The sequence below is a fragment of the Rhizobium sp. Root483D2 genome (assembly GCF_001426685.1).
Lineage (GTDB): Bacteria > Pseudomonadota > Alphaproteobacteria > Rhizobiales > Rhizobiaceae > Pararhizobium > Pararhizobium qamdonense.
In genome coordinates, this window is record NZ_LMFB01000038.1 from 41,047 (window position 1) to 67,702 (window position 26,656).

Here is a 26,656-nt window from a genome sequence, read left to right on the forward strand (position 1 = left end):
CTCCTTATTCTTCTGCCGAAAGCACGGCAATGCCTTCGCCGCGCGCATGGCCGATCGTGGTGACGATGGCCGTCTTAGCCGGTTGTTCCATGGCGGTCTCTGCACCCGGATCGAATGGCGGCACCTTGGCACCCGCGCCGAGCGACAGCGCGGCAAACGCCAGGCCCAGCGGAAACTGGGATTCCAGACCATGGCCGACGAGCCCGCTATAGGCCCGCACGGCAGCCTTGGGAAACTGCGCATCGAGAAACGCCTTTTCGCGCGCCGTAAGGTCCGGAAAGCCGGTCGCGCCGGAAAAGATCACCGTGCGCGCCGGATCGGCGTCTGCGGCAGGAGCCGTCAGATACTGCAGGCGCTGCTCAAGGCGGTCGCCTTCGCGGCTGCCGCGATCGCCGCCGACGGCATCGATCGTTGCGTAGATACGGGCATTGCGGGCCTCGGCATGCGCGCGCGATTCCAGCATCAGGAACGCGCCGACCGAACCCGTGATCATGCCGCCGCCATCTTCAGGCTTGCGCGACCAGATCGGATAATGGGCACCCAGCGCATGGCCCTGGATCGCTTCGATCAACAGGATCATGTCGAGACGTTCGGCCGAGAACGCACCGCCAACCAGCGTATGGGTCGATTGTCCGGCTTTGATGCGGGCAAAGGCGGTTTCGATCGCCGAAATGCCGGCGCCCTCTTCGCCCATGAAGGTCCGCGAGGAACCGGTGACCTTGTGCACGATGGAGATATTGCCGGCCATCAGGTTTGAAAGCTGGGCCAGAAACAGCGTCGGGCGCAGTTCGGTCGTCAGTTTCTCGTTGAGAAGCTGTTCGCGGTCGTTGCGCTTCAAGGCTTCATCGACGATCAGCGAATCGACATTGATATCGCGCTCGCCGCCACCGGCCGCCACGATCATGTCCATGCTGCCGCAGGCCTCCAGATCGTCCTTGAAACCGGCATCATCGAGTGCGAGGCCGGCGCTGAAAACGCCCAGCCGCTGCCAGTTTTCCATCTGCCGCTGGTCGCCGCGCTTGGAAATCTGCTGCGACCAGTCGATATCAGGCAGCGTATGCACCGGATACGGCGCGAAACGCTCGGTATCGACGCGCACGGCCGGGGTTTCTGCAGCGGTTAGAAATGCCGTGTGCACGTCCGCGCCAACGCCCTGGCTGGTGACAATGCCGACACCGGTGATCACAACATCATTGGCGGATTTGCTCATCGTCATTCCCCCGTCGCAACTGACGCCGCAATCGCGGCCATCAGCCCCACTTCTTCAGCCCGCTTCTTGACGACCGGGCCGAGCGGCACCTGATCGAACGGCATGGTGCGCAACTTCAATTGCGCATCGCAGACTTTCTTGCCCTGCGAGGTGATCTTGGCTTTCACCACCGCGAAGCCGGAACCGTCATGTTCCAGGAAGGCCTCGATATCGAGCACCGCTTCCGGCTCCACAAAAGTGCGCATCTTGGCGCTATCGACCGACATCAGGAACGGCATGGCGGCGAAATCGGTGGCAGCCAGCACCAGAAAGCCGCAGGCCTGCGCCATCGTCTCGATCAAAAGAACACCGGGAACCAGCGGGTAACCGGGAAAATGTCCCTCAAAGACGGGGCTTTTGGCCGGCACCACAGACCGCGCCGTCAGCGTCTTGGCATTGAGATCGACCGTTTCGACCCGATCGATCATCTGAAAATATTCAAGGAGCATCAGGAGCAAATCCAGCTTGGCCCGGAGCGCGGCGCTTTGGTAACGGCGCCTGAACGATTCCGGATTTCAAATTCGCGCATGATCCCGTCCGGACAGCGTCCGGTATCGCGATCATCCGACCGTCAAGTAAAAACGCAAATGCCGCCTGTCAAGCGCGGTCCACGCGACAGGCGGCATTGATGGGTGGTTCATGCACGGGATCGCGCGCTGAAAACGCGCAATATCGTCATCAGCCCTTGGCGGCTTTCAGTTCGTCGATCTTGGCGCAGAGATTCTTCAGGACGAAATACTCTTCCGTCGAAACCTTGCCTTCGTTGACTTCCTGGGTCCACTGCTCAAGCGGGATCTTGATGCCGAATTCCTTGTCGATCGCAAAGACGATGTCGAGGAAGTCCAGGCTGTCGATGCCGAGATCGTCGATGGTGTGGCTTTCCGGCGTAATCGTCTCGCGATCGATTTCGCTCGTTTCCGCAATGATGTCGGCAACCTTGTCGAATGTAGCTGTCACGCGCATACCTCTTTAGAATACATGTTTTGGCGAACCTATAGGTAAATGCGGCTGAAAAGCCAATGGCCTTGGGCTCAAGAGTTGCATTTATGGCGGTGGTGTTGCGCAAACATCAAGTTCGCCCTGAAATACGCGGCCTCAAAGCCCCGTTGGGGTGCGGATCAAGCTCGGCATGCTCCAGTTGGCAACGCTGTTGGCGATGCCGCAGCGCGGTAGCGATGCCGCAGCGCTGTCAGCGATGCCGCAAGACTCACCCCCATCAGCGGCTGACGACGATCTGGGTGTTCTTCAGTCCGTATTCCCGTGCCAGCGAAAAGAATTCGGCAGCATTTTCCGGATGCAGGCGGATACAGCCGTGCGAGGCGGGGCGGCCGAGGCGTTTCAGGTCGAATGTCGCATGCACGGCGTAACCGCCGTTGAAGAACACTGCATATGGCATGGGCGCATTGTCATATTTGCGCGAGCGATGGTCCCGCGACAGCCACTTGGCGCTCCAGCTTCCCTGCGGCGTCACATAGCCTTTGCGGGCGGTGGAAACCTTCCAGCGATACCGGACAAAACCATTCTGCGACACAGTCATGGTCTGAGAAGAAAGGCTCACTCTTGCAACAAGATTGGCGGCAAAGGCCGCTGGCGAATGAAATTGCATCAATAAGACGGCCAAAGAGGCCATAAAGACTGTACGCATGAAAGCTCTCTCCGAAAAATACGCCGAATTTTACTGGTGTCCCCAACGGCACAGACTTTACAGCCTTTGACATGATAGACGTTTAAGACAATTGGAAAATTCTGCGTTAACGCCCGCGCATTCAATTTTATCAAGGAAAGTAGAAAGCTCAGACTATACTGAAGAAAAGCGCCGTTATGGCCGCCAAGACTGTCAGCGAACCGCAGGCGCGGTAGAATATGGAAACACCCGTCTCGACATCGGCGACGGTTGCCACGGCCCGGCCCGCTCCGTTGACCATCGGCTCACTCACCAAGGCCCCGCCATAGATTCTGGGGCCTGCCAGTTGCACATCGAGTGCCCCCGCCATTGCAGCCTCCGGCCAGCCGGAATTGGGCGAACGATGCAATCCGTGATCGCGCAATGCGACGCCAAGGGCATTACTTGCCGCGCGCCGCCCATTGGTAAAGAACGCCCCGGCAGCAATCAGAAAAATCGACAGCCGGGCTGCAGGGATATTGGCGAGATCGTCGAGACGGGCCGAAGCCCAGCCGAAATGCAGATATTTTGGGCTCTTGTGACCGATCATCGAATCGGCGGTGTTGAGCATCTTGTAGGCAAGCACGCCCGGCAGGCCGAGGAGCGCATACCAGAACGCCGGAGCGACCACCCCGTCGGAAAAATTCTCAGCCAGGCTTTCAATCGCGGCACGGCACACGGCCGGCTCGTCCAAAGTCTGCGGATCACGCCCGACGATCATCGACACGGCCTGCCGGCCACCCTCCAGCCCGCCGCTGCGAAGACCGGTTGCCACCCGCGACACATGATCGGCAAGGCTTTTCTGGGCAAGGAAAATGGCAAGGACAACGGTTTCAAGCAACCAGCCGAATTTGCCCACCTGCATGAACACACGGTGCAGCAGCCAGCCGCAGAACAGGCTCCACAACAGCAAACCTGCAATGACCAGAACACCGCTGATCCGCAGGGCATCCTCTCCCAGACGCTTGCGGTTGAACGTCCGGTCGCACCAGCCGATCATCGCCCCGAACAGAACGACCGGATGCGGCAGCCGGCGCCAGAGCCAATCGGGATCGCCGATAATCCGGTCGAGCAGCAGGGCGGCGATCAGGACGAGCAGAATTCCGGTCGACATTAGAAGGTCCGTTCAGGCGAGGTGCGCGCTGCGCAAGGCATCCGCCAAACGTGTATCGCCTGCCGCATCGGGTGCAAGTCCAATCCTCAGCCATGACGGCGCATAGGCGAATTTCCGCGTCAAAATCCGCTGCTGGCAGAGATGCGCGTGCAGATCGGCTGCCCGCGCGTGATCAACAAGCGTGAAAAGCGGCGTGCCGCCGATGATCGTCAGCCCGGCCCGGCGCAGGACGGCCGCAAGCCCTTCACTCCGCGCCAGAATCAGCGACTGCACCGCCTTCGTATCCCCGCCCATCAGCTTTGCCGCCACCACAAGCGCCGGCCCTGACACCGCCCAGGGGCCGAGCCATTCCTGAAACGCGGATAGAACCGGCTCCGCTGCAATGACGAAACCAAGCCGCAGCCCCGCCAGGCCGAAGAATTTGCCAAAGGAGCGGAAGACGATGAGATTGCCGTGAGCGGCGGTCTGTCCGGCGACGCAGAGATCAGGCGCGGTATCGCCAAAGGCTTCATCGACAAGCAGCAACCCGCCATGAGCCTGCATGCGCTGCGCCATGCAGACGACATCCTCGGGCGCAAAGGCGCGTCCGGTCGGATTGTTGGGATTGACCAGGACCGCCAGTCCATGATCCGGCGTCAGCTGATCGGCTGACGAAATCTCGTCGATCGCGAAACCGGCACTGGCGAAGGCCCGCGCATATTCGCCGTAAGTCGGCGCGAAAATGGCGATGCGGCGGCCGGGCGCAACCAGACGCGGCAGGAGCTGGATGACCGACTGCGTGCCGGGAACAGGAAGCGGCAGGCTGCCGCTGCTACGATAATAACGAGCTGCCGCATGCCGGGCGCTGTCCACCAGATGCCGGTCCGGCAGCCGGTGCCAGGCCTGAACGTCGATATCGGGCAAACGCACAGGATTGGGGTTGATGCCGGTCGAAAGATCCAGCCAGTCCTCCGGCTTGCCGCCGAACGCAGCTGCAGCCTCGGTAATCCCGCCGCCATGCACGATCGGCGCGGTCATGCGCCGGCGGCCATGTCGATCAGATGCATGAAGGAACCGGCAACCTGCCCGCGCTGCAGCCCGGCGGGCCCCAGCGGCGTGCCTGCGGCATCGGTAGTGGCAAACAGCCTGTCGGCGTCGCCCTCGGACAGGATCGTGGCATAGTGAAATTCATGCGCCATCAGCGGACCATCGAAAAAGCTGGCATTGAGCGGCGTGACCCGCCGGTAGCCCAGATGCCGTTTTCGCACCGCAAAACTGGTGGCGAGCGGCAGGAGGCCAAGCATTTCGTAGCGCGTGCCATCGGCAGCGGCAAGCCCCTCGCCCAGCACCATATAGCCACCGCATTCGCCAAAAATCCGGGCGCCGCGATCCCGGGCTACCGCCATGCCGGATTTGAACGTTGCGGCATTCGCGAGTGTGCCCGCATGAAGCTCGGGATAGCCGCCCGGCAGATAGACGGCGTCGGTATCATCAGCGGGCGCCTCGTCTGCAAGCGGCGAGAAGAACACGAGTTCAGCCCCCGCACGCCGCCAGCCCGCCAGAAGATGCTCATAGCAAAAAGCAAAGGCGATATCGCGGGCAATGGCGATCTTCTGGCCAAGCGGCTTCAAAGGCGCGATATCGGCCTGCGCACGCGATATAGGGCCCGGCCGGGCAAGAGACAGGATTGCATCCAGATCGCAGCCCTGTTCGACCTGTGTGGCGGCGTGCTCGATGAACGCATCCAGCGCGCCATGTTCCCCGGCCTGCACGAGGCCGAGATGACGCTCGGGCAGCTTCAGGCCGGCATCCTGCCGCAACACGCCCAGCACCGGCATGCCGATCGCATCCAGCGCACCGCGCAGCATCGTTTCGTGGCGCGCGCTGCCGACCTTGTTGAGAATAACGCCGCAGATTTGCACATCGTCGCGGTACGTGGCGTAGCCGCGCACCAGCGCTGCCACCGATTGCGCCATGCGGCCGCAATCCACCACCAGGATGACGGAAATCCCCAGCATGGCGGCGAGATCGGCGGGCGAACCGGTGCCATCCACGGAACCGTCATAAAGCCCCATCATCGCCTCGATGATCAGCGCTTCGCCGCCTGCGCTTGCCATCGCCGCATTGGAACCGAGCAGCAACGGGCGCATCGCCCATGGGTCATAGTTTAGGCACACCCGGCCGCTTGCGGCCGTATGGAAGGCCGGATCGATATAATCAGGACCAGCCTTGCCCGGCGCCAGCGATATTCCGCGATTGCGCAAGGCCCGCATCAAGCCGAGCGTCACCGTCGTCTTGCCAGAACCGGAGGATGGCGCTGCGATCAGCAGGCCGGTCATGCCGGGTCCTTGTAGGCGCGGCTTGAGAGGGGATCGGATGTCAGGACCCGGCCATCGAGCGCACCCAGCCAGTCGAGCGACGCCCGCAGGCGCACCACCTCCCCGACCACGACGATCGCCGGCGGCTGTAGCCCGGATGCGGCCATATCGGCCTCCGCCCGCGACAGCGTCGTTTCCAAAATCGTCTGTTGCGGCGTTGCGGCGTCGCACACGAAGGCAACGGGTTCGTCCGGCGAGCGGCCGGCGGCCATCAGATTGGCGGCGATCTGGCCGATATGTTTCATCGCCATATACATGACGATCACGGGCGAACCTTTGGCGATGCCCTCCCAATGGATGCGGTCGGGAACGAGCCCGGAGGAATCATGGCCGGTGAGAAACGTCACCGCGTGATTGACCTCGCGATGCGTCACCGGAATGCCGGCATAGGCCAGCCCGCCGATCCCGGCGGTGATACCCGGCACGATTCTAAACGGAATGCCATGCTCGACCAGCATCAGCGCCTCTTCGCCACCACGGCCAAAGACGAAGGGATCGCCCCCCTTCAACCGCAGCACGCGCTTGCCCTGCCGTGCCAGTTCGACCAGCCGGAGCGAAATGTCGCGCTGTTTCGGCGACGGCTTGCCGCCGCGCTTTCCGGCAAATTCCAGGACGGCGCCCGGCTTGGCGAGGCTCAGGCAATCGGCGTTCACAAGCGCATCATGGACGATGACATCCGCCTGGCCCAGCGCGTTGGCGGCATGCAGGGTGAGCAGGCCGGGATCGCCGGGACCGGCACCGACGAGCCAGACAGAGCCCGGCGCCAGCTCGGGAAGACCGGAAAACAGTCCGCCTGTCATGACGCGGCTCCGCTCAGCACGGATACGAGGCGCCCTGATTCCAGATGTGAAGATGCGGAATCACTTTGCCAGCGCCCGGCGGCAACATTCGGATTTGATTCGACAAATTCTCCGCAAGCAATGGCTGCGGTCGCATGGGCCGACTTGATCTTCGCAACGATGAGCGAGCCAGACTTGCCGGCCGCAGCCAGCGCCGCCGCTTCCGCCACGCCATGGCAGCCCGTCAGGGCAAAGACGATCTCCGACGGATTTTTAAGCCGTGACGTCTGCGCCTCCAGCGCGCCGGCATCAAAGACCAGAAAGGGTACGGAGAAATGCGTGGCGGCCGCCAGCATCGCCGGTTCTGCCGCACGCGTGTCGAGGGAGGCAATACCGGTCAGGTCACGGCGATCGAGACCTGCCAGACGCAACGCGTTTTCGGCCAGGAGGATCACCTCGCCACATGGCGTGCCGCGCTCGCAGCCAAGGCCGAGCACGAGCGGCCTTTGGCCCGCCTGATCGCCGATATCCCGATGCATCACCAAAACGCGCCTCCCGCGCCGCACGATCACGATGCGCGGGGCCTTCGACAGCCAAAGGCTTCGAAGCGGTCTGGACAGCACCGGATGAAGCCCCCTGACTGGGTCGGCCGCACCGGACGCTCTTTCAGCCCACCTCGATGGGCACCGTCGCACGTCACTCCTGTTTAACGGAGGCCACCTGCCCGGTCAAACCGGATTGCGCCATTCGCGCAGCCGCCCGCGTCATACAGACGATTATGCCCTTTCAAGCACCGCAAACGCGCCTCCCCACGCTTTGAACGCACTTAAACCGCATTTGACGCCCACGCCTCAGACAAGGTGCACCCAAAACCGCAAAAGACTGCGGCACCGCATTCCGTTCTGGAATATTTCTGACGATGACAAGCACCATTGCTCCTGGTCATCGCGCTACCAATGACAATCAGTGACGGCACGAACCGCAGGATGCGCGCTCGGTGCGCGGGCATTTGATAGAACAGTATCGAGCGTTCGCTGCCGACAGCCAAGCCGATGCGGGAGGACTGTCCATGATGTTTTTCAAGAAAAAGCCGGCATTGATCCAGATTGTCTCGGCAACAACGCCAAGGCCGGTGCGCAAGATAGCCGAGATCAAGGTCAAGGCGGCCGGGAAACCAGACAGCGACGGTCAACACCGCCGCATGCTGCGCACTGTCGAAGATAACCGCCTTTTATAAGCCGGATTTCGGCAGCCGATATTTCAATCATTCAAGGCACAGATTTTTCATGGCATTGACCTTTCCAAACACCAGCCGCAGCTACGACGAAACTGCCAGACGCGTCCGCTTTCTGGGCCATGACGGCATGTTCGAGGTCAAATTCTTCGTTGAAATCGGCGCCCTGCCGAAGATCGTCTCGCGCGCACCGAGCGAGGCCGATTGCCTGGCCGCCTTCGATGCGGCGCGCACGTCCGTGCATGATATTGCCCGCAAGGCCTATGGGCGCGACCGGCGTGACAGCTATGTGCTGACCGAGGCGCATTTCAAATAGGGCACAAACCATCGTGATCTCTGCAAGGGGCGGCGCCGTTCTGGCCGCCGCCTTTGCATTTCCGGTGAACCTCTGACACACAGTGGCTGAATTTCCATCCGCTCCGGCCGTCCGAGTCTCCCCGTGCACGATCTTGCCCCCCATCTCCTCGCCTTCCTATTCATCGCCGCCTTTGTTGCCGGGTTCATCGATTCCATCGCCGGTGGCGGCGGCATGATCACCATACCGGCCATGCTGATTGCCGGTATTCCGCCGCTCGAAACGCTGGGGACCAACAAGCTGCAATCGCTGTTCGGATCAGGCTCGGCGAGCATTGCCTATGCGCGGCGCGGCCATGTCAATCTGGTCGGACAATTGCCGATGGCGGCCCTTGCGATGATCGGCGGAGCGCTGGGTGCCGTGCTCGCCACGATCGTTCCCGGTGACGTATTGAAGGTGGCGCTACCGTTTTTCCTGATCGCCATCGCGCTTTATTTCGGCTTGAAGCCGAATATCAGCGACACCGACCGGACACGGCGGATGACACCCTTTCTCTTCGGCCTGATCTTCGTTCCGTTGATCGGCTTTTATGATGGCGTGTTCGGCCCCGGCACAGGGTCCTTCTTCATGCTGGGCTTTGTAACATTGGCCGGTTTCGGCATATTGAAGGCGACGGCGCATACGAAATTCCTGAATTTCGGCTCCAATATCGGCGGCTTCGTCGTGTTCGCGCTGTACGGCGTGATCCTGTGGAAAGTTGGCCTCCTGATGGGCGCCGGTCAGTTTGCCGGCGCTCAGGTCGGATCGCGGTTTGCCATGAAAAACGGCGCCAAGATCATCAAGCCGCTCCTGGTCGTCACCTGCATCGCCTTGGCGATCAAGCTTCTGGCCGATCCGGGCCATCCGGTCCGGATCTGGCTCGGCTGGTAAAACACGAGCGCTTCACCGCTAGACGGTCAGAACTCGACGCCGACCTGCGCCTTGATGCCGGAGCGGAAAGGATGCTTGATCAGTTCCATCTCGGTGACGAGATCGGCGGCCTCGATCAGCTCTTCCTTGGCGTTGCGGCCGGTCAGCACCACATGCGTCATAGGCGGCTTTTCGTCTTTCAGGAACCGTACCACCTCGGCCACGTCGATATAATCATAGCGCAGCGCAATATTGATCTCATCGAGCAGGACCATGGAATTCCGCTCGTCGCGGATCAGTTCCTTGGCCTTTTCCCAGGCTTTTTCGGCCATGGCGATGTCGCGCGACCGGTCCTGCGTTTCCCAGGTGAAGCCCTCGCCCAGCGTATAGAATTGGCAGACATCGCCAAAATGCTTCTCGATCAGATCGCGCTCGCCGGTTTCCCAGGCGCCCTTGATGAACTGCACGACGGCTGACGGCATGCCATGGGCGATATGGCGGAAGATCATGCCGAAACCGGCCGTCGATTTGCCCTTGCCCTTGCCGGTATTGACGATGATGAGGCCCTTCTGGTCCGTCTTCGTCGCCATGATCTTTTCACGCGCGGTCTTCTTCTTCGCCATCTTCATGGCGTGACGGGCTTCGTCGTGGACGGGGCCTGTTTCCGCTGCCTGTACGTCGTCTTCACTCATGGTGTGTCCCCTCAAATTTCGGTTTCTCAGCAAGCGGTCCGCCGCGCCACAGATAGAGTGCAACGAGCGGCCGGTCCGTGGTTTTCATGGCATGGTTGATGCCGGATGGATGATGGATGACCTCACCGGCCATGCGGATTGCAAACGCGCTGCGATCGCGGCTCCACAGAGAGCCATCCGTCAGCGGCACGTAGATTTCCTCGGCGATATGATGGTGATCCGGATAGTCGATATCAGGCCCCAGAAGAAGAAAACCGCCCGCCATGTCGCCGCTGGCAAAATGGCCGCGAGAGCCGAAAAGCTCCATCCAGCCATAGTTCCTGAGGAAATGCTCGCCGAAATCGGCCGAGCCATAGGTGCGCCCCCAATGGAGGCCATGCGCTTGCTGCGACAGCATCTCTAGAAGGCTATCGCCGGGACCTGCGGTGATCGACTGCAGTTGCCTGACGACCGGGATGGTTTCCGGGTCAAGCTGCCGCAACTGCAAATCCCAGTCGAAACCATCGAGAAAATCCGCGACATCAGCTGAATTCATCGAATCCAGATAGTCCCTGAATGCCGTGAGCAGCGTCCGCTTTTCCATCGCCGCCGCCTATTCCGCCGCCGCCGAAAGGCCCTGCAGCTCGAACCGGGCCGAGTTGGAGCGTGGCGACCACAGGCCGCGGTCGATCGCCTCCATCAGCTTGTCGGTCATCTCCCGCAGTGCATTCGGGTTCTTCTCTTCCATGAACTGGCGCACGCGCTCGTCCATCACATAGGCCTGGTAGACCGCCTCGAAGTGATGGCTGCGCACGGCACCCGTCGTTGCCGCGAAGGCAAACATGTAATCGACGGTGGCTGCGATTTCGAAGGCGCCCTTGTAGCCATGGCGCATGACGCCGTCGATCCATTTCGGATTGACAACGCGGCCGCGCACCACCCGGCCGATCTCTTCTTCCAGCGAGCGGATCACCGGCTTTTCCGGGCGCGAATGGTCGTTGTGATAGATCACCGGGCGCGTGCCGGCCATCTGCTCGACGGCCAGGCTCATGCCGCCTTCGAACTGGTAATAGTCGTCGCTATCGAGCAGGTCGTGCTCGCGGTTGTCCTGGTTCTGCACGACGGCCTCAACCGTCTTCAATCGCGCTTCAAGCAGCCCGCGCTCGGCCTTGCCGTCCTCGCCCGCGCCATAGGCATAGCTTCCCCAGGTGAGATAGGCATCGGCGAGATCGGCGCGATTGCCCCAGCCGCCCTCGTCCATCAGCGCCTGCAACCCGGCACCATAGGCGCCGGGCTTGGCCCCGAAGACGCGGTAGGACGCGCGCCGTGCCGCATCCTTTGCCGAAACGCCGGCGGCTTCCAGCCGTTTGGCTTCCGCACGCATGCGGGCGGCGATCATGTTGTCGGCATCATCCTCCTCGAGCCCGCCAACGGCGCGGATAGCCGTGTCGAAAAGGGCAATCTGCTCGGGAAAGGCATCGCGGAAAAAGCCGGAAATGCGCAAGGTGACATCGACGCGCGGACGGCCGAGAATAGCAAGCGGCACGATTTCATAGCCCGTCACACGCCGCGACATCATATCCCAGACCGGCTTGGTGCCGATCAGTGCCATGGCCTGGGCGATATCGTCGCCGCCGGTGCGCATGTTCGATGTGCCCCAGGCGGTCAGCCCGAACGATGTCGGCCAGTCGCCGTGATCCTGCAGATAGCGGCGGATCAACAGTTCCGCCGATTTCTTTCCGAGTTCGAAGGCCGCCGGCGTCGGTACGGCGCGGCTATCGACCGAATAGAAATTGCGCCCGGTCGGCAACACGTCCGGCCGCCCGCGCGTCGGCGCACCCGACGGACCGGGAGCGACAAACCGTCCATCAAGACCAGTCATCAGGGCGGCAATTTCCGCATGCCCGGACTGGACGATCGACGGTTTGAGACGGGTTTCGACCTCATGCAGAACGGCGCCGGTGGCCGCCCAGCCTTGCGGGCATGGCAAGTCGCCGGAGACAAATTTCGCCGCCAGAAGCTCGATGCGCTCGACGGTATCGCCAGCCGTCCGCCATGGGGCGTCGGATATCTCGGCGAGAATGGCCGGTTTCGGGCCGGACCAGGGATCGGACGGGATGCAATCGAGCGGGTCGAAGGAAAAGATCCCCTCCCCAACCCCTCCCCACAAGGGGGAGGGACTAATCTGCGGCTTGCCCGTCAGGCTACTGCCAAACTCTGCAGACGCAGCACCCTCGCTGTCTTGAACATGGGCCCCGGCGTTAGAAGCCGGGTTAAGCCCCTCCCCCTTGTGGGGAGGGGTTGGGGTGGGGTCTTTCGCAAACGCATCCGCCGCAATCGCCCGTTGCAGGCTCTGATCGCCGCCCTCGCTCTGTCCGCGGGGCACGCGCGCCAGCGCAACCGTCAGATCCGTCAGCAACCGGCCTTCCGGCGCCACCCCGAAGACATGCAGACCATCGCGGATCTGCAATTCCTTGAGGTCGCAGAGATAGGCATCGAGTTTTTCAAGCGCCTTGTCCTCGCCATCCGTGCCGGCAATGCCGGCATCATGGTCAAGGCCGATATCGCGGACGAGCTCGAGAATTTGCTTGCTGAGCAGCCGCAGGCGCCGGGGATCACCGCCGGCCGCGTCGTAATATTCGTCGACCAGCGCTTCCAGGTCCTTCAGCGGACCATAGGATTCAGCCCGCGTCAAAGGCGGCGTCAGGTGGTCGATGATCACGGCGGCCGTGCGGCGCTTGGCCTGCGTGCCCTCGCCGGGATCGTTGACGATGAACGGATAGAGATGCGGCATCGGGCCGAAGACGGCTTCCGGATAGCAACCTTCCGACAGCGCCAGCGACTTGCCCGGCAGCCATTCGAGATTGCCGTGCTTGCCCATATGGATGATGGCATGGGCGCCGTAGTCGCGGCGCAGACAGGCGTAGAAGGCGAGATATCCATGCGGCGGCACAAGGTCCGGCGAGTGATAGGTTTCCTTCGGATCGATATGATAGCCGCGTGCCGGCTGGATGCCTACCAGCGTTTGCCCAAAGCGCGTCAAAGGCAGGGCGAAACGGCCATCCCGGAAAAACGGATCGCTCTGCGGCTCGCCCCACCGGCCGGTAACCTCAGCCTGAATCCGATCGGGAAGTGATGCAAAGAAGGCGTTGTATTCACTCAACGAAAACGTTTCACGGATGTCGCAATCCGCCCGCGCCGAGTTGGTCGGACCCTCCATCAGATGCGCAATCAGCGCGTCGCCACTGGCGGGGATCGAATCGATGGCATAGCCGGCGGCGGCCATTGCCTTCATCACTTCGATGGTTCCTGCAGGGGTATCGAGACCGACGCCATTGCCGAGCCGCCCGTCGCGGTTGGGGTAATTTGCCATGATGATCGCCACGCGGCGCTCGCTTGGCGCGGCCTTGCGCAGCCTTGCCCAGTTGGCCGCAAGCTTCGCGGCAAAGGCGACCCGGTCGGCCAGCGGTTCGTGGCCGACGATATTGGCCTCGACATCCGCGTCATAGATTGCCGCCGCCTTGAACGAGACGGCCCGCGACAGGATGCGGCCATCGACCTCCGGCAGCGCCACGTTCATGGCGAGATCGCGCGCCATCAGCCCCTGCGGCGAGGCTTCCCATGCGGATCGCGACGAACCGGAAAAGATCACCTGCAAAACGGGTGCATCCGAAAACTCCAGCACGGTCGGCTTACGGTCGGCGCCGGGCGCAGAGACCGCGAACCCGGTTGCATTCATCACCACAGCCGGCGGCACCTCGCCAAAAATCGCCTGAAGCGTCCCGATCGACACGGCATCCTTGAGGCTGGACACGAATACCGGCAGCACCGTCATCCCTTCGGCACCGAGTGCTGCGATCAGGGCTTCGACGGGTTTGGTTTCGCCACTTTGAACAAGCGCGCGGTAGAAGCACAATGCGACGGTTGGGGGTTGGAGGCTTTCTCCCGTTACCGAGTTCGAACGGGATGGGACGCTCTCGTTTTGGGGACGCATACCCCCCTCTGCCCTGTCGGGCATCTCCCCCTCAAGGGGGGAGATCGCTGGGGCAATCTCTCGCAATCCCAGGTCAGACTCAGCGATCTCAAATTCGGTTAGGGATTGGTGCAGGCGCCCCGCGCCAATCTTACCCCTTGAGGGGGAAATGCCCGGCAGCGCAGCGGGGGGTATCTCTCCGAAAGCACCAAACCCAGCCGCCTTCTTCCAGGCCTCAACCCCGATCACACCCTGCCCTGGCCACCAGATACCGGCCTTCATCAGCGGTGCGGCCGATTGCGGTTTTTCCGCGCCGTCGATCAGGGCTTCGGCATAGCGCAGCAGCCGGCCCATATTGTCGGCGCCGCCCTCGGTGAAATAGGCCCACATCCGATTGCGGTCTTCGACGCCAATGGTCGAAAACGGCTCGAGCCCGGGATCGGGCTTGTCGCAGCCGGGCAGCACGGCAATCTGGAACCTGTGGGTGACGGCCGCCGCATGCAGCGCCTCCAGGACATACTGGAAATAGCTGGCGCCGCCGAGCGGCCGCACGATGATCAGTTTCGCGTGGCGGGCCGTGCGCTCGACATAGGTATCGACCGACATCGGGTGCTTGAGCGTGAGCAGGCTCGCGACCCGAAGGCTCGGCTGTGCGTCGCGCATGCGATGTGCGCCGGCGATTGACGAAAGCTCGGTATCGGCAGCCGACAGAAACAGGATATCGCCTGGCGACTGGCCGAGATCGATCGCCTCTTCGCCGTCGGTGATCGTGCCCTTCTGGGCTAGGAGGAGATGCATGGTCCCTCCTTGAGACGGGGCAAAGTCCGTGCCGGCTTGCCAAGCTTACGAGTTCCCGCGCGAAATTCAGCCCACGCGATTATGGTGGCGCACCAAATTTGCGGCAAACGCAATCCGAACCCCTCCACCTTGTGGGGAGGGGTTGGAGAGGGAAAATTCTCGCGCCCGGTCAAGATACCCTCAAACCGCCGCAGCGATGGCAGCCCGAACGGCTGCTTCATCCATGTCGTGCAGGCCGATGACGACCAGGCGGGTGCGGCGCACTTCGCCGGCAGCCCAGGGGCGGTCGAAATACTGGTCGATCCGGGCGCCGACGCCCTGGATCAAAAGGCGCATCGGCTTTCCAGGTATATCGGCAAAGCCCTTCAGCCGCAGCACGTCATGCGCGGCGACGATCGGCTTCAGCTTTTCGATGAAGGCGGCCGGATCGGCGATCGGGCCGAGTTCCACCACGAAACTGTCGAATTCGTCATGGCTGTGCTCTTCGCCCGCCTCATGTTCCATCTCGTGATGGGACTTGCGGTTGGCGATGTCGCTTTCGGTGCCGACGCCAAGGCCGAGCAGAACGGCTGAAGAAACTTCGCCATTCTTCGCTTCGATCATCGTCGGCTTGCGGCTGGTGCGCGAGGCGACTTCGTTGCGGACAAAGGCAAGGCCGGTCGAATCGAGCAGGTCGGTCTTGTTGAGAATGATCAGGTCGGCAGCGGTCAGCTGGTCCTCGAACAGTTCCTCGATCGGGCTTTCATGATCGAGATTGTCGTCGTTGACGCGCAGAGCATCGACCTTGTCGTGATCGTCGGCGAAGCGTCCGGCGGCAACCGCAGCACTGTCGACCACGGTGATCACGCCATCGACGGTCACCTGCGTGCGGATATCCGGCCAGTTGAAGGCGGCGATCAGCGGCTGCGGCAGTGCAAGGCCGGATGTCTCGATGACGATGTGATCCGGGCGATTTTCGCGTTCCAGGAGCTTGGTCATGGTCGGGATGAAATCGTCGGCGACGGTGCAGCAGATGCAGCCATTGGTCAGCTCGATAATATCGTCCTCGCTGCAGGCTTCCGCGCCGCAGCCCTTCAACACGTCGCCATCAACGCCGAGATCGCCGAATTCGTTGATGATCAGCGCGATGCGTCGGCCGCCGGCATTCTGCAGGATGTTGCGGATCATCGTCGTCTTGCCGGCACCGAGAAAGCCGGTGATGACGGTGGCCGGGATCTTGCCGTGGGCGGCTTTTTCAATGGTCATGGATCAACCCTTCATTTTCAGCGGCAATCCGGCCGCGATAAAATAGACGTCTGCGGATATCGCCGCAATGATCTGGTTCAGCCGGCCGGCATGGTCGCGAAAGTCGCGCGCCATCCGGTTCTCCGGCACGATGCCCAGCCCGACTTCGTTGGAGACGAAGACCAGCCTGGCCTTGGCCTGCGGCACATCGGCCGCCAGCCGTTCAAATTCCGCCTGTATATCCCGATTCTCCATCATCAGATTGGTGACCCAGAGCGTCAGACAATCGATGAGGATGATACGATCGGGCGCGTCGATCGCTTTCAGGCAGGAGGCGAGTTCAAGCGGTTCCTCATGGGTTTGCCAGTCGTCCCCGCGGCGATCGCGATGCTCGGTAATCCTTGCCTGCATTTCGCCGTCCCACGCCCTTCCGGTCGCGACGTAATGCATGCGCAGACCCGACGCCACGACAAGTTTCTCGGCGAAAGCGGATTTGCCGGAACGGGCGCCGCCCAAGACCAGCACGCTGCCTGACTGTATCGATGTCATAAAATGATCCCGGCCTCAGCGCGCGCCGGAAGAGAGTGCGATTGGTGCACGGCGCGTGACGGCCTGTGCGGCAACGCGAAACGGTCCGTTCCGGGAACGGGATGATAAAGCCATGACAACCTCCGTGCTGGCATCGGGAGCATTTCTCCCTGGATCGGGCGGACCCCAAAATAAAGATGGCGTCCTTGAGGGTGGCAGGTCTCCTGGCTCACGGCGCCACGTCCTTATCAGGGGACGAACGGGTCCGCCTCGCCTTCCCGGAGCTTTTGCGCCGCATTGCGTGACCGCAATCGGCGGGCATCGTGAAGAGGTGGACGATTCGTAGACATAGAGGCGTCCAGCCCCGGCTGATCACAATGCCGCTCCAGTGGCTTTTCCGGTTGGGCCGGTCCTGTCCGCCGCCGCGAATGCGGACAGTCCGGACGTATCGGCTTTCCCGGATGGCGAACCCTGACCGTTCTACAGTCGCGGGGTCGGCTGCGATAAGGACGCCCGGCATGGGTCCGGCCCGTCGCATTCCCATTTACTCCCGGCATGCAGCGGCATACCGGGAACCATCCAACGGCTGATGATTAGGCGCTCGCCCGGATCAAGTCAATTGCGGCGCATCTGCGGACACCCGCACATCGGCAGACGAGGCTTGATCTCCGCTGCCATGCCTTTTACGACGGGTCAGAGACAGGACGGCCAAGCCATGAAGCTGAAAATGATACCGAAACTCGACCTGCGGCGGCTCGGCTCTCTCTCCCTGCTTTTCGACATCGGGCGAATACGCGCCTTTGCGCGGCGAAGCGAACTGGGGCTGGTCACGGCCGGCATCATCGTCGGCGTCACGTCTGGCCTGGCGGTTACGGCGATGAGCATCATATCCAGCCGTCTGCACAGCCTGATTTTCGGAATTTCCGACGCAGAGCGACTCAGCTCCAGCAATCTGACAGGCGAAATCTCCGTGTTGATCGCGCCCATTGTCGGCGGCATCCTTCTGGGCCTGCTGATGCTGCTTCTGGCCTCCTGGCGCAAGAAGCCGATGGTCGATCCCATCGAAGCCAACGCCCTGCACGGCGGCCGCCTGTCGCTCACCGACAGCATTATCGTCGCAGTCCAGAACCTGATTTCCAACGGCTTCGGCGCCTCCGTCGGGCTGGAGGCCGGTTATACGCAGCTGGCGTCCGGCATCGCCTCCAAGCTCGGCATTTCGCTGCAGCTTCGCCGCTCGGACCTGCGCACCCTGGTTGGCTGCGGCGCGGCAGGCGCCATTGCCGCCGCGTTCAATGCGCCGCTGACCGGTGCCTTCTATGCCTTCGAGCTGATCATCGGCACCTATACGATCGTCTCCCTCACCCCGGTCGTCGTCTCCGCCCTCGTCGCAAACCTCATCGCGAGATGGCTCTATGCGGGTGATTTCACCATCGATGTCGGTCAGTTCGGCGCAGTCGTTCCGGCTGACTATCTGCCGGCGCTGCTGCTCGGCTGCTTCTGCGCCGGCATGGGCATCCTGCTGATGAAGGGCGTCTCGTTGGTCGAAGGGTTTGCCCGCCGCAGCTTCATCCCGGCTCCGCTGCGGCCGGCCCTCGGCGGCATCGTGGTCGGGCTTCTCGCACTGATATCGCCGCAGGTCCTGTCGGCCGGTCACGGTGCCCTGCATCTCAATCTTGCGAGTTCTCCCGCGATCCCGATGCTGATCGGCCTGTTCCTGATGAAATCGCTGGCATCGGCGATCTCGATCGGCTCCGGCTTTCGCGGCGGCCTGTTCTTTGCCTCGCTGTTCATGGGGGCACTGCTAGGCAAGCTGTTTGCCTTTTCCGCACCCTATATCTTTGCCCAGGCGACGCTGACCCCGGTCATCTATGCGGTCGTTGGCATGAGCGCGCTGGCGGTCGCCGTCATCGGCGGACCGCTCACCATGACGTTCCTGGCGCTCGAAATCACCGGCGACTTTCCCATCACGGTGCTCGTTCTTGCCGCCGTGATCACCTCCTCGCTCGTGGTGCGCACCACCTTCGGCTACTCGTTTGCCACATGGCGTTTTCACCTGCGCGGCGAGAGCATCCGCAGCGCCCACGATGTTGGCTGGATCCGCAACCTTACCGTCGGCCGCCTGATGCGCACCGATGTCCGAACGATCGACGCGCAAGCGACGCTCGACGATTTCCGCCGCGACTTTCCGCTGGGATCGACGCAGCGGGTCGTGGTTGTAGATGGCGCGAAATATGCGGGTATCATCCAGGTGCCGGAGGTCTATGCGAGCCCTGTTGAGGCCAGCGGCGAAAAACAGGACCTGTCCGCCTTCATCCGGCTGGGCAATGATTTCCTGCAGCCGAACATGAATGCCAAGCAGGCGGCGTCCCTGTTCGACACGACGGAGAGCGATGCGCTGGCCGTGGTCAACAACCTCATCGAACGGCGTGTCATCGGCCTCTTGACCGAAAGCCATACGTTGCGCCGCTACAGCGAAGAACTCGACCGCAGACGCCGCGAAGCATCCGGAGAAATTTGAACCGGCCCTGCTTCAGGACATCAGACCGTCCAGCCAGCGCGGATTAAGCACCGATTCCAGTTCGGCTGCGACATCGTCCAGCGCCCGGTCGACCGAGAGCCGGTAATTTTCACCGCCGCCTTCGATGCCGAAGCTCTTAAGCAGCGCTGCGCGGTAGGCGTCGCTGGCAAACAGGCCGTGCAGATAGGTTCCGCTGACAAGACCATCCGGCGAGACCGCCCCGTCCGGACGGCCGTCGATGATGACAGCCGGACGGGCACAATCGGCGCCTATTGTGCGGCCTAGGTGGATTTCATAGCCTTCCAGCGCCACATCGTAGATTGCCGAACGGGCGCTTATGTTGCGCACCGTCTTTTCCGGCGCCATTTCCGTTTCGACCGCCAGAAGGCCAAGCCCTGCGATCTCGCTGACATTGCCTTCGATACCGTGCGGATCGGTGACGCGGTCTCCGAGCATCTGGTAGCCGCCGCAAATACCGATGACGCGGCCGCCGCGGCGCACATGCGCCTGAAGATCGCGGTCCCACCCCTGCGCGCGGACATCTAAGAGGTCGGCGATCGTCGCCTTCGATCCGGGAATGACGACCAGGCCGGCATCGGCCGGAATGCGTTCGCCCGGCCGCACGAAGATGAGATCGACCTGCGGCTCGGCGGCCAGCGGATCAAAATCGTCGAAATTGGCGATGCGCGACAAAACCGGCACCGCAATCTTCAAGGCCCTGCCCGTCCCGCGCGTCAGTTTTTCAAGAACGACCGAATCTTCCGCCGGCAGACGCGCCGCACTCTTAAGCCAGGGCACGACGCCAAAACAGGACCAGCCGGTAAATCCATCGATCGCCGCAATGCCATCGTCAAACAGCGACACGTCGCCCCGGAACTTGTTGATGATATAGCCGCTGATCATGGCGCAGTCTTCGCCGGGCAAGATGGCATGCGTGCCGACCAGCGAGGCGATGACGCCGCCCCGGTCGATATCCCCGACCAGCACGACCGGCACATTGGCGCGCGTGGCAAAGCCCATATTGGCGATATCGCCGGCCCGCAGGTTGATTTCGGCGGGTGACCCCGCCCCTTCGACGACGACCAGATCCTTGCCCGACCGGACGATCTCGAAACTTTCCAGGACGGCGCCCATCAGCTTCGGCTTCAAGGCCTGATAATCGCGCCCCCTCGCCTGGCCGGCCACCTTTCCCTGCACGATGATCTGGCTGCCGGTTTCCGACTGCGGCTTCAAGAGGACAGGGTTCATATGCACCGATGACGGAATGCGCGCCGCCATCGATTGCAGCCACTGCGCCCGGCCGATCTCGCCGCCATCATCCGAAACCGCCGCGTTGTTCGACATGTTCTGGGGCTTGAAGGGCGCGACCTTGAGGCCGCGATTGGCAGCGATGCGGCAGAGCCCCGCCACGAGTACCGTTTTTCCGACATCGGAGCCGGTTCCCTGAAGCATGATCGTCTTTGTCATGGCGCCTGATCTAGCATTGCGGCCACCGCAAGAAAAGCCTTATTCCGCCGCATTTCCGCCGCGTTTGACGGCGGTTTTCACGCGATATTTCAGGCCGCTGCAAGGCTTGTACGGCACGGCGCTAAAACTATCCGGAAAGCGACATCGCATGGCAAAAATACTCGTTGTATTCCGCCAAAACAGGATTATATCAGCACCATCAAAGCACGGAGCGATAGGCGCTCCACACCCAAGGTCAAACCCAGATGTTGTTCATCTTCAGCAAGCCCAATTTCGTTCAGATCGCCTGGAACTCCAAGGTTCCCGACAGCCAGTCGCGCGTGCGCAACACGGTCATGGCCAGCCCCTTCGGCCCGCTGGGCTTCATCCGTACCCGCAGCGTCGGCTGATACTCTCCCGGACTGACACTTCAAGACCGCGCCGCTCTTTGAAGATGGCGCGGTTTTTTTATGCCTGAACGAGAGTGCCGCACATGCGAAAACCGCACCCGCTCCCGTCAAGGAACCGTGCGGTCTGCCAAAACAAACACATGGCCGCTCCGGCATACACCCGGAGATCGCTCCAGCCGGGACGCAAAACCTGATCCGGCCGGGCGGCCAAGTCTCCCCCGCCGCAGGAAAACAATTAGCCTGACAGTGTTACCGGATGGTTAGTGAGAGCTTAACCAAAGGTGAATTCGCGCTTTTTTTTACTTTTTTTCACGGCGGATGAAAATCCGCGTGAAGACGCATACGGAACACAATTTGTCTGGGATAAAACACGCTCTGCAACTCTTGTGTGAAGCAGTGCTAATTTTACGCCACAGAGCGGCGTGTTTGCACAAAAATCTTGCCCGGCTCATTAAATTTCAACAGGTTGCGCAGGCCTCCGGCGGTTGCCGAAATGCTCTCGGAACGGCTTAAAACGATTCCGGAGGTTGATTTCTCCTGTGGAATACTTACGCTGCCCCTAACGGTAAAAAGAGAGATGGCTGACGACAGAGTTCCGCAGCCAGACAAGAAAACTCCAACGCCGTCGCAGCGGGGATGAAAGATTGGCCTTGCCACAAGAGCCCCCCGGCCTGCTTCAACCTGTACGATTGGGTTTGCGGGAGATGCAGTATCCCGATGGACCCCACGATTTTGTCTGCAATAAGACTGGGAGGTCTTAAACATGAAGAAGCTCCTCGCTTCCACCATTCTCGCCGCCGGCGTCTATGCGCTTGCCGGTTCCGCTCAAGCCGCAGACTGCGGCGAAGTCAGCATCGCAGAAATGAACTGGGCCTCGGCAGGCGTCGCGGCGCATGTCGATAAGTACATTCTTGAAAATGGCTATGGCTGCACGGTAACGCTTGTCACCGGCGACACGATGCCGACCTTCACCTCCATGAACGAGAAGGCCCAGCCCGACATGGCGCCCGAATTGTGGGTCAATGCCGTGCGCACGCCGCTCGATGCCGCCATCAAGGAAGGCCGTCTGATCGAAGCCGCCCCGCTGCTGAGCGAAGGCGGCGTCGAAGGCTGGTGGATTCCGAAGTTCCTGGCCGACGCGCATCCCGACATCAAGACCGTGCAGGACGCCCTGAAGCATCCGGAACTGTTCCCGGCTCCGGAAGATCCGTCGAAGGCCGCCGTCTTCAACTGCCCGTCGGGCTGGAACTGCCAGGTCTCGACCGCAAACCTCTACAAGGCGCTAAACGCCGACAAGGATGGCTTCGAACTGGTTGACACCGGCTCGGCCGCCGGCCTTGACGGCTCGATCTCCAACGCCTTCGAAAAGAAAGCTGGCTGGCTCGGCTACTACTGGGCTCCGACGGCCATCCTCGGTAAGTACCAGATGACCCGCCTGAGCTTTGGCGTCGATCACAACAAGGCGGACTGGGATGCCTGCACGGCGGTTCCAGATTGCGCCGATCCGAAGGTCAATTCCTACCCGACCTCCGACGTCTACACCGTCGTGACCAAGGCATTCTCCGAGAAAGCCGGCGTTGCCATGGACTATGTCAAGGTCCGCAAATGGGACAACGGCACCGTCAACAAGGTTCTTGCCTGGATGACCGACAACCAGGGCACCAACGAAGACGCGGCCAAGTACTTCCTGGAAACCTATCCGGACATGTGGACCAAGTGGGTCGCACCGGATGTCGCCGAAAAGGTCAAGGCAGCCCTTTAAGGCATTGCCTGCGGCAGCGGAGCCCTCTCCGCTGCCGGCTTACCGCCGGCAATGCTGCCATGACACCGCAAGACAGTCGATCCCGATGCCGGCGACCCGAAATGCCGCCGGTATTTCCGTCAGATACGGGATAAGAAAACGAAAATCGTCGCAAACGGCATAGTCGCTTGTGATGAAAAGCTGTCACATTTTCGACATGCCGGGGTTCGGAGAAACCACCCAAGTCTGCGCGAAGGCCTAACGGCCTGACGACGTGGCCGGCACTATAAAACTTCCGGCAAAAAGGGGAACGACATGGCAATATGCAGTTACTTGCCAGATCTGCTTTGTAAATTTCCGGCGATCGACGACACGACGATACGAATGGCGCGCAAAAGCATCGATGACGGCTTCAAGGCCCTCGTGCGCGAATATGTCAATATTATCGACGCTCTCGTCCAGCCGCTCCAGGTATTCTTGAATTTTCTTGAAAAGCTGTTCGTAAGCTCGCCCTGGATCATCATTCTGGCCGTTATGGTCGCGATCGTCTATTACGGCAGCCGCGATATGCGGATCACCATCGGCACCATCGTCTCCATGCTCCTGATCGGCCTTGTCGGCCTGTGGAACGACACGATGGTGACCCTGGCCATGGTCACGGTCTGTACGTTCATCGCCATCATCGTCGGTATTCCCATCGGTATCCTGATGGCCCGCTCCGAGCGCGCCCAGTCAATCATCAACCCGATCCTCGACGTCATGCAAACGATGCCGAGCTTCGTTTACCTCATTCCAGTGGTGATGATCTTCGGTATCGGCAAAGTCCCAGGTCTGATCGCCGTCGTTATCTACGCCGTGCCGCCGATGATCCGCCTTACCAATCTCGGGATCAGGCTGGTCGACAAGGAAGTGCTGGAAGCGGCCGACGCATTTGGGTCCTCCCCCTGGCAGCGGCTGAAAAACGTTCAGATGCCGCTGGCGCTGCCCACCATCATGGCCGGCATCAACCAGACCATCATGATGTCGCTCGCCATGGTCGTGGTCGCATCCATGGTCGGCGTCGGCGGTCTTGGCCGCAACGTCCTCCAGGCGATCAACAATCAGTTCTTCACCGTCGGCTTCTTCAACGGGTTTGCACTTGTTGCAATCGCCATCATTTTTGACCGCACCAGCCAAGCTTACGGCAGGCGCCTGCAAAAGCATTCGGAGGTGATCCATGGCTAGTCACGCAATCGAGGTGAAGAACCTCTACAAGATCTTCGGACCGCGCGGCCGTGACTATGTCGATCAGGTCAAGGCCGGGCTCGGAAAGACCGAGCTCAATGAAAAGCACGGTCATGTTCTCGGCCTGCAGGATATCAACATCTCCATGCCCGCCGGTGGCGTCATGGTGGTCATGGGCCTGTCCGGTTCGGGCAAATCGACGCTGATCCGCCACATCAACCGCCTGATTGATCCGACCGCCGGCGAAGTGCTCTATGACGGCGTCGACGTCTGCAAGATGAACGAAAACGCCCTGCGCGAATTCCGGCGTCACAAGACGGCGATGGTGTTCCAGAAATTTGCGCTCCTGCCGCACAGAACCATCATCGAAAACACCGTCTACGGCCTGGAAATCCAGGGCGTGCCAGAGGCGGAAAGCCGCAAGCGGGCACAGGGCTGGATCGAGCGGGTCGGCCTCAAGGGGTTCGAGAATCACTATCCCAACCAGCTTTCGGGCGGCATGCAGCAGCGCGTCGGACTTGCCCGCGCGCTCACCAACGATGCCGACATTCTTTTGATGGACGAAGCCTATTCGGCGCTTGATCCGCTCATCCGTGTCGACATGCAGACGGTGCTGCTCGACCTGCAGAAGGAACTGAAGAAGACCGTTGTCTTCATCACCCACGATCTCGACGAGGCGCTGAGGCTCGGCGATAAGATCGCCATCCTGCGCGACGGCAAGGTCATCCAGCAGGGAACCGGCCAGGACATCGTGTTGAAGCCTGCGGACGAGTACATCACGGCCTTCGTCAAGGAAGTGAACCGCGGCCGGGTCATCAATGTCGAAACCATCATGAAGCCGCTCTCGGGCAACCCGGAAGGCATGCCTGTGACGATCGGAACCGTGCTGGAAAGTGCGGCCCGGATGATGACGCTGGCCAATCAGAATGTGGCCCATGTCGTCGATGGCAATGGCCGCCCGGTCGGCTCGATCGATCTCGGCACGATCATTTCCGCCATGGTGACGCCGATCAGCCACGAGTTGCAGGCAGCCTGACGTCTGCCTTACTCACCGGGACAGGGCGGACAAACCGGCCTGTCCCGCCCCCTTTTTGCCCGTCGCTTCCGCGCGGGTCTCGCCGCCCACCCGATCGGCGATCGCCTTCGACAGGCGGATACCGGGCTTTTCAATCAGAAAATGCGCCACGAGCGCCGTCACGACGACGAGAATGACCATCACCATGGTCATGACCACGCCGAACGCCGCGCCGCGAACGCCAAACCCGAAGAACGCCTCCTGCCCGATCGAAAACGGGCCGACAAATGCCTGTCCCGTCAGCTTCTCGACAAGGCTGGCCGCATTGATCATGCGGGCCTGCACGAAGATGTGCACCATGTAGATGCCGTAGGATAATGTCCCGAGCCACAGGAAAATCCGGCGGTTCAGCAAGCGGCTGAGCGCGCCGCCTTCATAGCTGAACACGCAGATGGCCAGCGCAAACACGAATGGCGCAAGAATGTTGACCGCTCCCTTGCCGGCCAGCGCGACAAAGCCGAGGATCGCAGCCAGCGTCAGCAATTCCACGCCTGTTGCCCAAAGAGACGTGACGCGTGGCGAAGATGCCCTGAGGTGATGGGCGACCAGCACCGGCCCGAGGAAATGATAGAGCAGCGCGCCCAGCGAAAAACCGTAGAGGCAACGGACAAGGCCGAGATGCCATGTCGTGTCCATATGGTCCGGCGACCAGGCATAGATCGCCGCCATGCCGGCCGCAATCACCGGAATGAACACGATCCAGTGGCGCCGGCCAAGCGTAAGCACGGCAAGACCGAACAGAAAATAGGTCCAGACCTCCGCCGAAATGCTCCAGCTCGGGCTGTTCCAGGTCAGGCGCACATCCATGCCGGCCCCGTTCAAAAGCAGCAGGCTGTTGATCAGCTCGCCTATTGTGTTGCCGTCGGAAAATGGCGCTGCGCCGTCACCCCGAAGCGCCGGGACCGTCAGCCTCAACAATTCGAAAGCAACAAACACCGCAAGCACGGCAAGATGGAGCGGATACACGCGGCCGAGCCGCACGATCGCAAAGCGCAGATAGGCAGCGCGGCTGGAAATGCTGGAACGGTACCGGTGCGCGATGACAAAACCGGACAGAACGAAAAAATAATCCACGAACAGATAGGCATTGCGGATGATGAGGCTTTCCGACAGCGGCCCGGAGGCTGGAAAGTGCATGATCGCAACCAGCAGCGCGCAAATCCCGCGCCACGAATCCAGCACCGCGAAGCGAACCCGCGATGGGTTCTGAGCACCACCCGATGTTGCGGCGGCAGGATTGCGGATTTCGGAACTGGTCATGATGCTCTTTGCTCCATCGACGACGCAAACCATGCGCACGCAGCGCGCACGAAAAAAAGGATCGGGCGAGCGTTAGGCAACGCCCCGAAATTTTGCGTTAACCGGAGGGGAACCCGCATTGTAAATCCGGCAGATAGGTAAACGAATTCGATCGCTAAGCGCGGCGATTGCAGACATCTGGATGAACG

General features: G+C 61.4%; 23 protein-coding genes, 1 pseudogene and 1 riboswitch. Of the genes and pseudogenes, 8 read left to right on the plus strand and 16 right to left on the minus strand.

The annotated features are described in order from the left end of the window. Positions 1-4 precede the first annotated feature (4 nt). The 9 genes and pseudogenes from ASD32_RS23225 to ASD32_RS23265 all read right to left on the minus strand — a co-directional run. Positions 5-1,210, minus strand: a complete 1,206-nt coding sequence (locus tag ASD32_RS23225; protein ID WP_060640510.1) for a beta-ketoacyl-ACP synthase — start codon at positions 1,208-1,210, stop codon at positions 5-7. Positions 1,211-1,212: 2 nt separating this feature from the next. Continuing rightward, positions 1,213-1,698 (minus strand): 3-hydroxyacyl-ACP dehydratase FabZ family protein, encoded by a 486-nt coding sequence (locus ASD32_RS23230; protein WP_060640509.1) that lies wholly within the window; start codon positions 1,696-1,698, stop codon positions 1,213-1,215. 229 nt (positions 1,699-1,927) lie between these two features. Further along, positions 1,928-2,212, minus strand: coding sequence for an acyl carrier protein (locus ASD32_RS23235; protein ID WP_112834592.1), 285 nt, complete (start codon positions 2,210-2,212; stop codon positions 1,928-1,930). Between the two features lie 253 nt (positions 2,213-2,465). Further along, positions 2,466-2,894, minus strand: a complete 429-nt coding sequence (locus ASD32_RS23240) for a L,D-transpeptidase (protein ID WP_060640412.1) — start codon at positions 2,892-2,894, stop codon at positions 2,466-2,468. A gap of 148 nt (positions 2,895-3,042) precedes the next feature. After that, positions 3,043-4,026 (minus strand): adenosylcobinamide-phosphate synthase CbiB, encoded by a 984-nt coding sequence (gene cbiB / locus ASD32_RS23245; protein ID WP_060640413.1) that lies wholly within the window; start codon positions 4,024-4,026, stop codon positions 3,043-3,045. Between the two features lie 12 nt (positions 4,027-4,038). Further along, a complete protein-coding gene (cobD, locus tag ASD32_RS23250) occupies positions 4,039-5,043 on the minus strand; it encodes a threonine-phosphate decarboxylase CobD (RefSeq protein WP_060640414.1) in 1,005 nt (334 codons plus the stop codon). Beyond that, the gene (locus ASD32_RS23255; RefSeq protein ID WP_060640415.1) at positions 5,040-6,344 is read right to left on the minus strand and encodes a cobyrinate a,c-diamide synthase; all 1,305 of its coding nucleotides are present in this window, start codon (positions 6,342-6,344) and stop codon (positions 5,040-5,042) included. The genes cobD and ASD32_RS23255 overlap by 4 nt, the downstream gene beginning before the upstream one ends. Beyond that, entirely contained in the window at positions 6,341-7,183 is an 843-nt protein-coding gene (cobA, locus tag ASD32_RS23260; protein WP_060640416.1) for a uroporphyrinogen-III C-methyltransferase, read from the minus strand. Before cobA ends, ASD32_RS23255 begins: the two co-directional genes overlap by 4 nt. A 116-nt stretch (positions 7,184-7,299) precedes the next feature. Further along, positions 7,300-7,701, minus strand: a pseudogene (locus tag ASD32_RS23265) (cobalamin biosynthesis protein); the annotation flags it as partial. 458 nt (positions 7,702-8,159) lie between these two features. Between ASD32_RS23265 and ASD32_RS29785 the strand changes: the two are divergent. The 3 genes from ASD32_RS29785 (at position 8,160) to ASD32_RS23275 (ending at position 9,621) form a co-directional block, all read left to right on the plus strand. Beyond that, a complete protein-coding gene (locus ASD32_RS29785; protein ID WP_156383308.1) occupies positions 8,160-8,399 on the plus strand; it encodes a hypothetical protein in 240 nt (79 codons plus the stop codon). 49 nt (positions 8,400-8,448) lie between these two features. Continuing rightward, positions 8,449-8,712: a DUF1488 domain-containing protein gene (locus ASD32_RS23270; RefSeq protein WP_060640418.1), complete on the plus strand. Its 264-nt coding sequence runs from the start codon at positions 8,449-8,451 to the stop codon at positions 8,710-8,712. A gap of 123 nt (positions 8,713-8,835) precedes the next feature. Beyond that, complete coding sequence (locus ASD32_RS23275; RefSeq protein ID WP_060640419.1) at positions 8,836-9,621, plus strand: TSUP family transporter; 786 nt, start codon at positions 8,836-8,838, stop codon at positions 9,619-9,621. Between the two features lie 26 nt (positions 9,622-9,647). Here ASD32_RS23275 and cobO read toward each other — a convergent pair whose 3' ends face one another. From cobO to cobU, 5 genes are all read right to left on the minus strand, one after another. Beyond that, complete coding sequence (gene cobO, locus ASD32_RS23280; protein WP_060640420.1) at positions 9,648-10,292, minus strand: cob(I)yrinic acid a,c-diamide adenosyltransferase; 645 nt, start codon at positions 10,290-10,292, stop codon at positions 9,648-9,650. Continuing rightward, positions 10,285-10,875 (minus strand): dimethylsulfonioproprionate lyase family protein, encoded by a 591-nt coding sequence (locus ASD32_RS23285; protein WP_060640421.1) that lies wholly within the window; start codon positions 10,873-10,875, stop codon positions 10,285-10,287. The genes cobO and ASD32_RS23285 overlap by 8 nt, the downstream gene beginning before the upstream one ends. Positions 10,876-10,884: 9 nt before the next feature. After that, on the minus strand, positions 10,885-15,042 hold the full coding sequence (gene cobN, locus ASD32_RS23290) for a cobaltochelatase subunit CobN (RefSeq protein WP_060640422.1): 4,158 nt from the start codon (positions 15,040-15,042) through the stop codon (positions 10,885-10,887). 180 nt (positions 15,043-15,222) lie between these two features. Continuing rightward, complete coding sequence (gene cobW / locus ASD32_RS23295) at positions 15,223-16,287, minus strand: cobalamin biosynthesis protein CobW (protein ID WP_060640423.1); 1,065 nt, start codon at positions 16,285-16,287, stop codon at positions 15,223-15,225. A 3-nt stretch (positions 16,288-16,290) separates the two neighbouring features. Continuing rightward, positions 16,291-16,815: a bifunctional adenosylcobinamide kinase/adenosylcobinamide-phosphate guanylyltransferase gene (gene cobU / locus ASD32_RS23300; RefSeq protein WP_060640424.1), complete on the minus strand. Its 525-nt coding sequence runs from the start codon at positions 16,813-16,815 to the stop codon at positions 16,291-16,293. A 175-nt stretch (positions 16,816-16,990) separates the two neighbouring features. After that, a riboswitch (cobalamin riboswitch) is annotated at positions 16,991-17,389 on the minus strand. 132 nt (positions 17,390-17,521) lie between these two features. Between cobU and ASD32_RS23305 the strand changes: the two genes are divergently transcribed. Next, entirely contained in the window at positions 17,522-19,312 is a 1,791-nt protein-coding gene (locus tag ASD32_RS23305; RefSeq protein WP_060640511.1) for a chloride channel protein, read from the plus strand. Positions 19,313-19,324: 12 nt separating this feature from the next. Here the strand turns inward: ASD32_RS23305 and ASD32_RS23310 are convergent, their stop codons facing one another. Next, positions 19,325-20,779 carry a cobyric acid synthase gene (locus ASD32_RS23310; protein ID WP_060640425.1) on the minus strand — a complete coding sequence of 485 codons (1,455 nt, stop codon included), beginning with the start codon at positions 20,777-20,779 and terminating at the stop codon, positions 19,325-19,327. 245 nt (positions 20,780-21,024) lie between these two features. On the opposite strand from ASD32_RS23310, the gene ASD32_RS30365 reads away from it, so the two are divergent. From ASD32_RS30365 to ASD32_RS23325, 4 genes are all read left to right on the plus strand, one after another. Then, entirely contained in the window at positions 21,025-21,168 is a 144-nt protein-coding gene (locus tag ASD32_RS30365; RefSeq protein WP_200953637.1) for a hypothetical protein, read from the plus strand. A 763-nt stretch (positions 21,169-21,931) separates the two neighbouring features. After that, positions 21,932-22,930, plus strand: a complete 999-nt coding sequence (locus tag ASD32_RS23315; protein WP_060640426.1) for an ABC transporter substrate-binding protein — start codon at positions 21,932-21,934, stop codon at positions 22,928-22,930. Positions 22,931-23,224: 294 nt separating this feature from the next. Then, a complete protein-coding gene (locus ASD32_RS23320; RefSeq protein ID WP_060640427.1) occupies positions 23,225-24,133 on the plus strand; it encodes a proline/glycine betaine ABC transporter permease in 909 nt (302 codons plus the stop codon). Beyond that, positions 24,126-25,169, plus strand: a complete 1,044-nt coding sequence (locus ASD32_RS23325) for a glycine betaine/L-proline ABC transporter ATP-binding protein (protein ID WP_060640428.1) — start codon at positions 24,126-24,128, stop codon at positions 25,167-25,169. The genes ASD32_RS23320 and ASD32_RS23325 overlap by 8 nt, the downstream gene beginning before the upstream one ends. Before the next feature lie 12 nt (positions 25,170-25,181). On the opposite strand, the gene ASD32_RS23330 is transcribed toward ASD32_RS23325, so the two are convergent. Beyond that, positions 25,182-26,468: an acyltransferase gene (locus ASD32_RS23330; protein WP_060640429.1), complete on the minus strand. Its 1,287-nt coding sequence runs from the start codon at positions 26,466-26,468 to the stop codon at positions 25,182-25,184. Between the last annotated feature and the right edge of the window lie 188 nt (positions 26,469-26,656).

Bases quoted from the DNA above. Each gene is read 5' to 3' on its own strand.
- ASD32_RS23230 (WP_060640509.1), bottom strand. From the start codon at position 1,698: ATGCTCCTTGAATATTTTCAGATGATCGATCGGGTCGAAACGGTCGAT.
- cobA (WP_060640416.1), bottom strand. From the start codon at position 7,183: ATGACAGGCGGACTGTTTTCCGGTCTTCCCGAGCTGGCGCCGGGCTCT.
- ASD32_RS23310 (WP_060640425.1), bottom strand. From the start codon at position 20,779: ATGACAAAGACGATCATGCTTCAGGGAACCGGCTCCGATGTCGGAAAA.
- ASD32_RS23325 (WP_060640428.1), top strand. From the start codon at position 24,126: ATGGCTAGTCACGCAATCGAGGTGAAGAACCTCTACAAGATCTTCGGA.
- ASD32_RS23240 (WP_060640412.1), bottom strand. From the start codon at position 2,894: ATGCGTACAGTCTTTATGGCCTCTTTGGCCGTCTTATTGATGCAATTT.
- ASD32_RS23305 (WP_060640511.1), top strand. From the start codon at position 17,522: ATGATACCGAAACTCGACCTGCGGCGGCTCGGCTCTCTCTCCCTGCTT.
- cobW (WP_060640423.1), bottom strand. From the start codon at position 16,287: ATGACCATTGAAAAAGCCGCCCACGGCAAGATCCCGGCCACCGTCATC.
- ASD32_RS23320 (WP_060640427.1), top strand. From the start codon at position 23,225: ATGGCAATATGCAGTTACTTGCCAGATCTGCTTTGTAAATTTCCGGCG.
- ASD32_RS23315 (WP_060640426.1), top strand. From the start codon at position 21,932: ATGAAGAAGCTCCTCGCTTCCACCATTCTCGCCGCCGGCGTCTATGCG.
- cobN (WP_060640422.1), bottom strand. From the start codon at position 15,042: ATGCATCTCCTCCTAGCCCAGAAGGGCACGATCACCGACGGCGAAGAG.
- cobO (WP_060640420.1), bottom strand. From the start codon at position 10,292: ATGAGTGAAGACGACGTACAGGCAGCGGAAACAGGCCCCGTCCACGAC.
- ASD32_RS30365 (WP_200953637.1), top strand. From the start codon at position 21,025: ATGTTGTTCATCTTCAGCAAGCCCAATTTCGTTCAGATCGCCTGGAAC.
- ASD32_RS23235 (WP_112834592.1), bottom strand. From the start codon at position 2,212: ATGCGCGTGACAGCTACATTCGACAAGGTTGCCGACATCATTGCGGAA.
- ASD32_RS23285 (WP_060640421.1), bottom strand. From the start codon at position 10,875: ATGGAAAAGCGGACGCTGCTCACGGCATTCAGGGACTATCTGGATTCG.
- ASD32_RS23225 (WP_060640510.1), bottom strand. From the start codon at position 1,210: ATGAGCAAATCCGCCAATGATGTTGTGATCACCGGTGTCGGCATTGTC.
- ASD32_RS23330 (WP_060640429.1), bottom strand. From the start codon at position 26,468: ATGACCAGTTCCGAAATCCGCAATCCTGCCGCCGCAACATCGGGTGGT.
- cobD (WP_060640414.1), bottom strand. From the start codon at position 5,043: ATGACCGCGCCGATCGTGCATGGCGGCGGGATTACCGAGGCTGCAGCT.
- ASD32_RS23270 (WP_060640418.1), top strand. From the start codon at position 8,449: ATGGCATTGACCTTTCCAAACACCAGCCGCAGCTACGACGAAACTGCC.
- cobU (WP_060640424.1), bottom strand. From the start codon at position 16,815: ATGACATCGATACAGTCAGGCAGCGTGCTGGTCTTGGGCGGCGCCCGT.
- ASD32_RS23255 (WP_060640415.1), bottom strand. From the start codon at position 6,344: ATGACCGGCCTGCTGATCGCAGCGCCATCCTCCGGTTCTGGCAAGACG.
- cbiB (WP_060640413.1), bottom strand. From the start codon at position 4,026: ATGTCGACCGGAATTCTGCTCGTCCTGATCGCCGCCCTGCTGCTCGAC.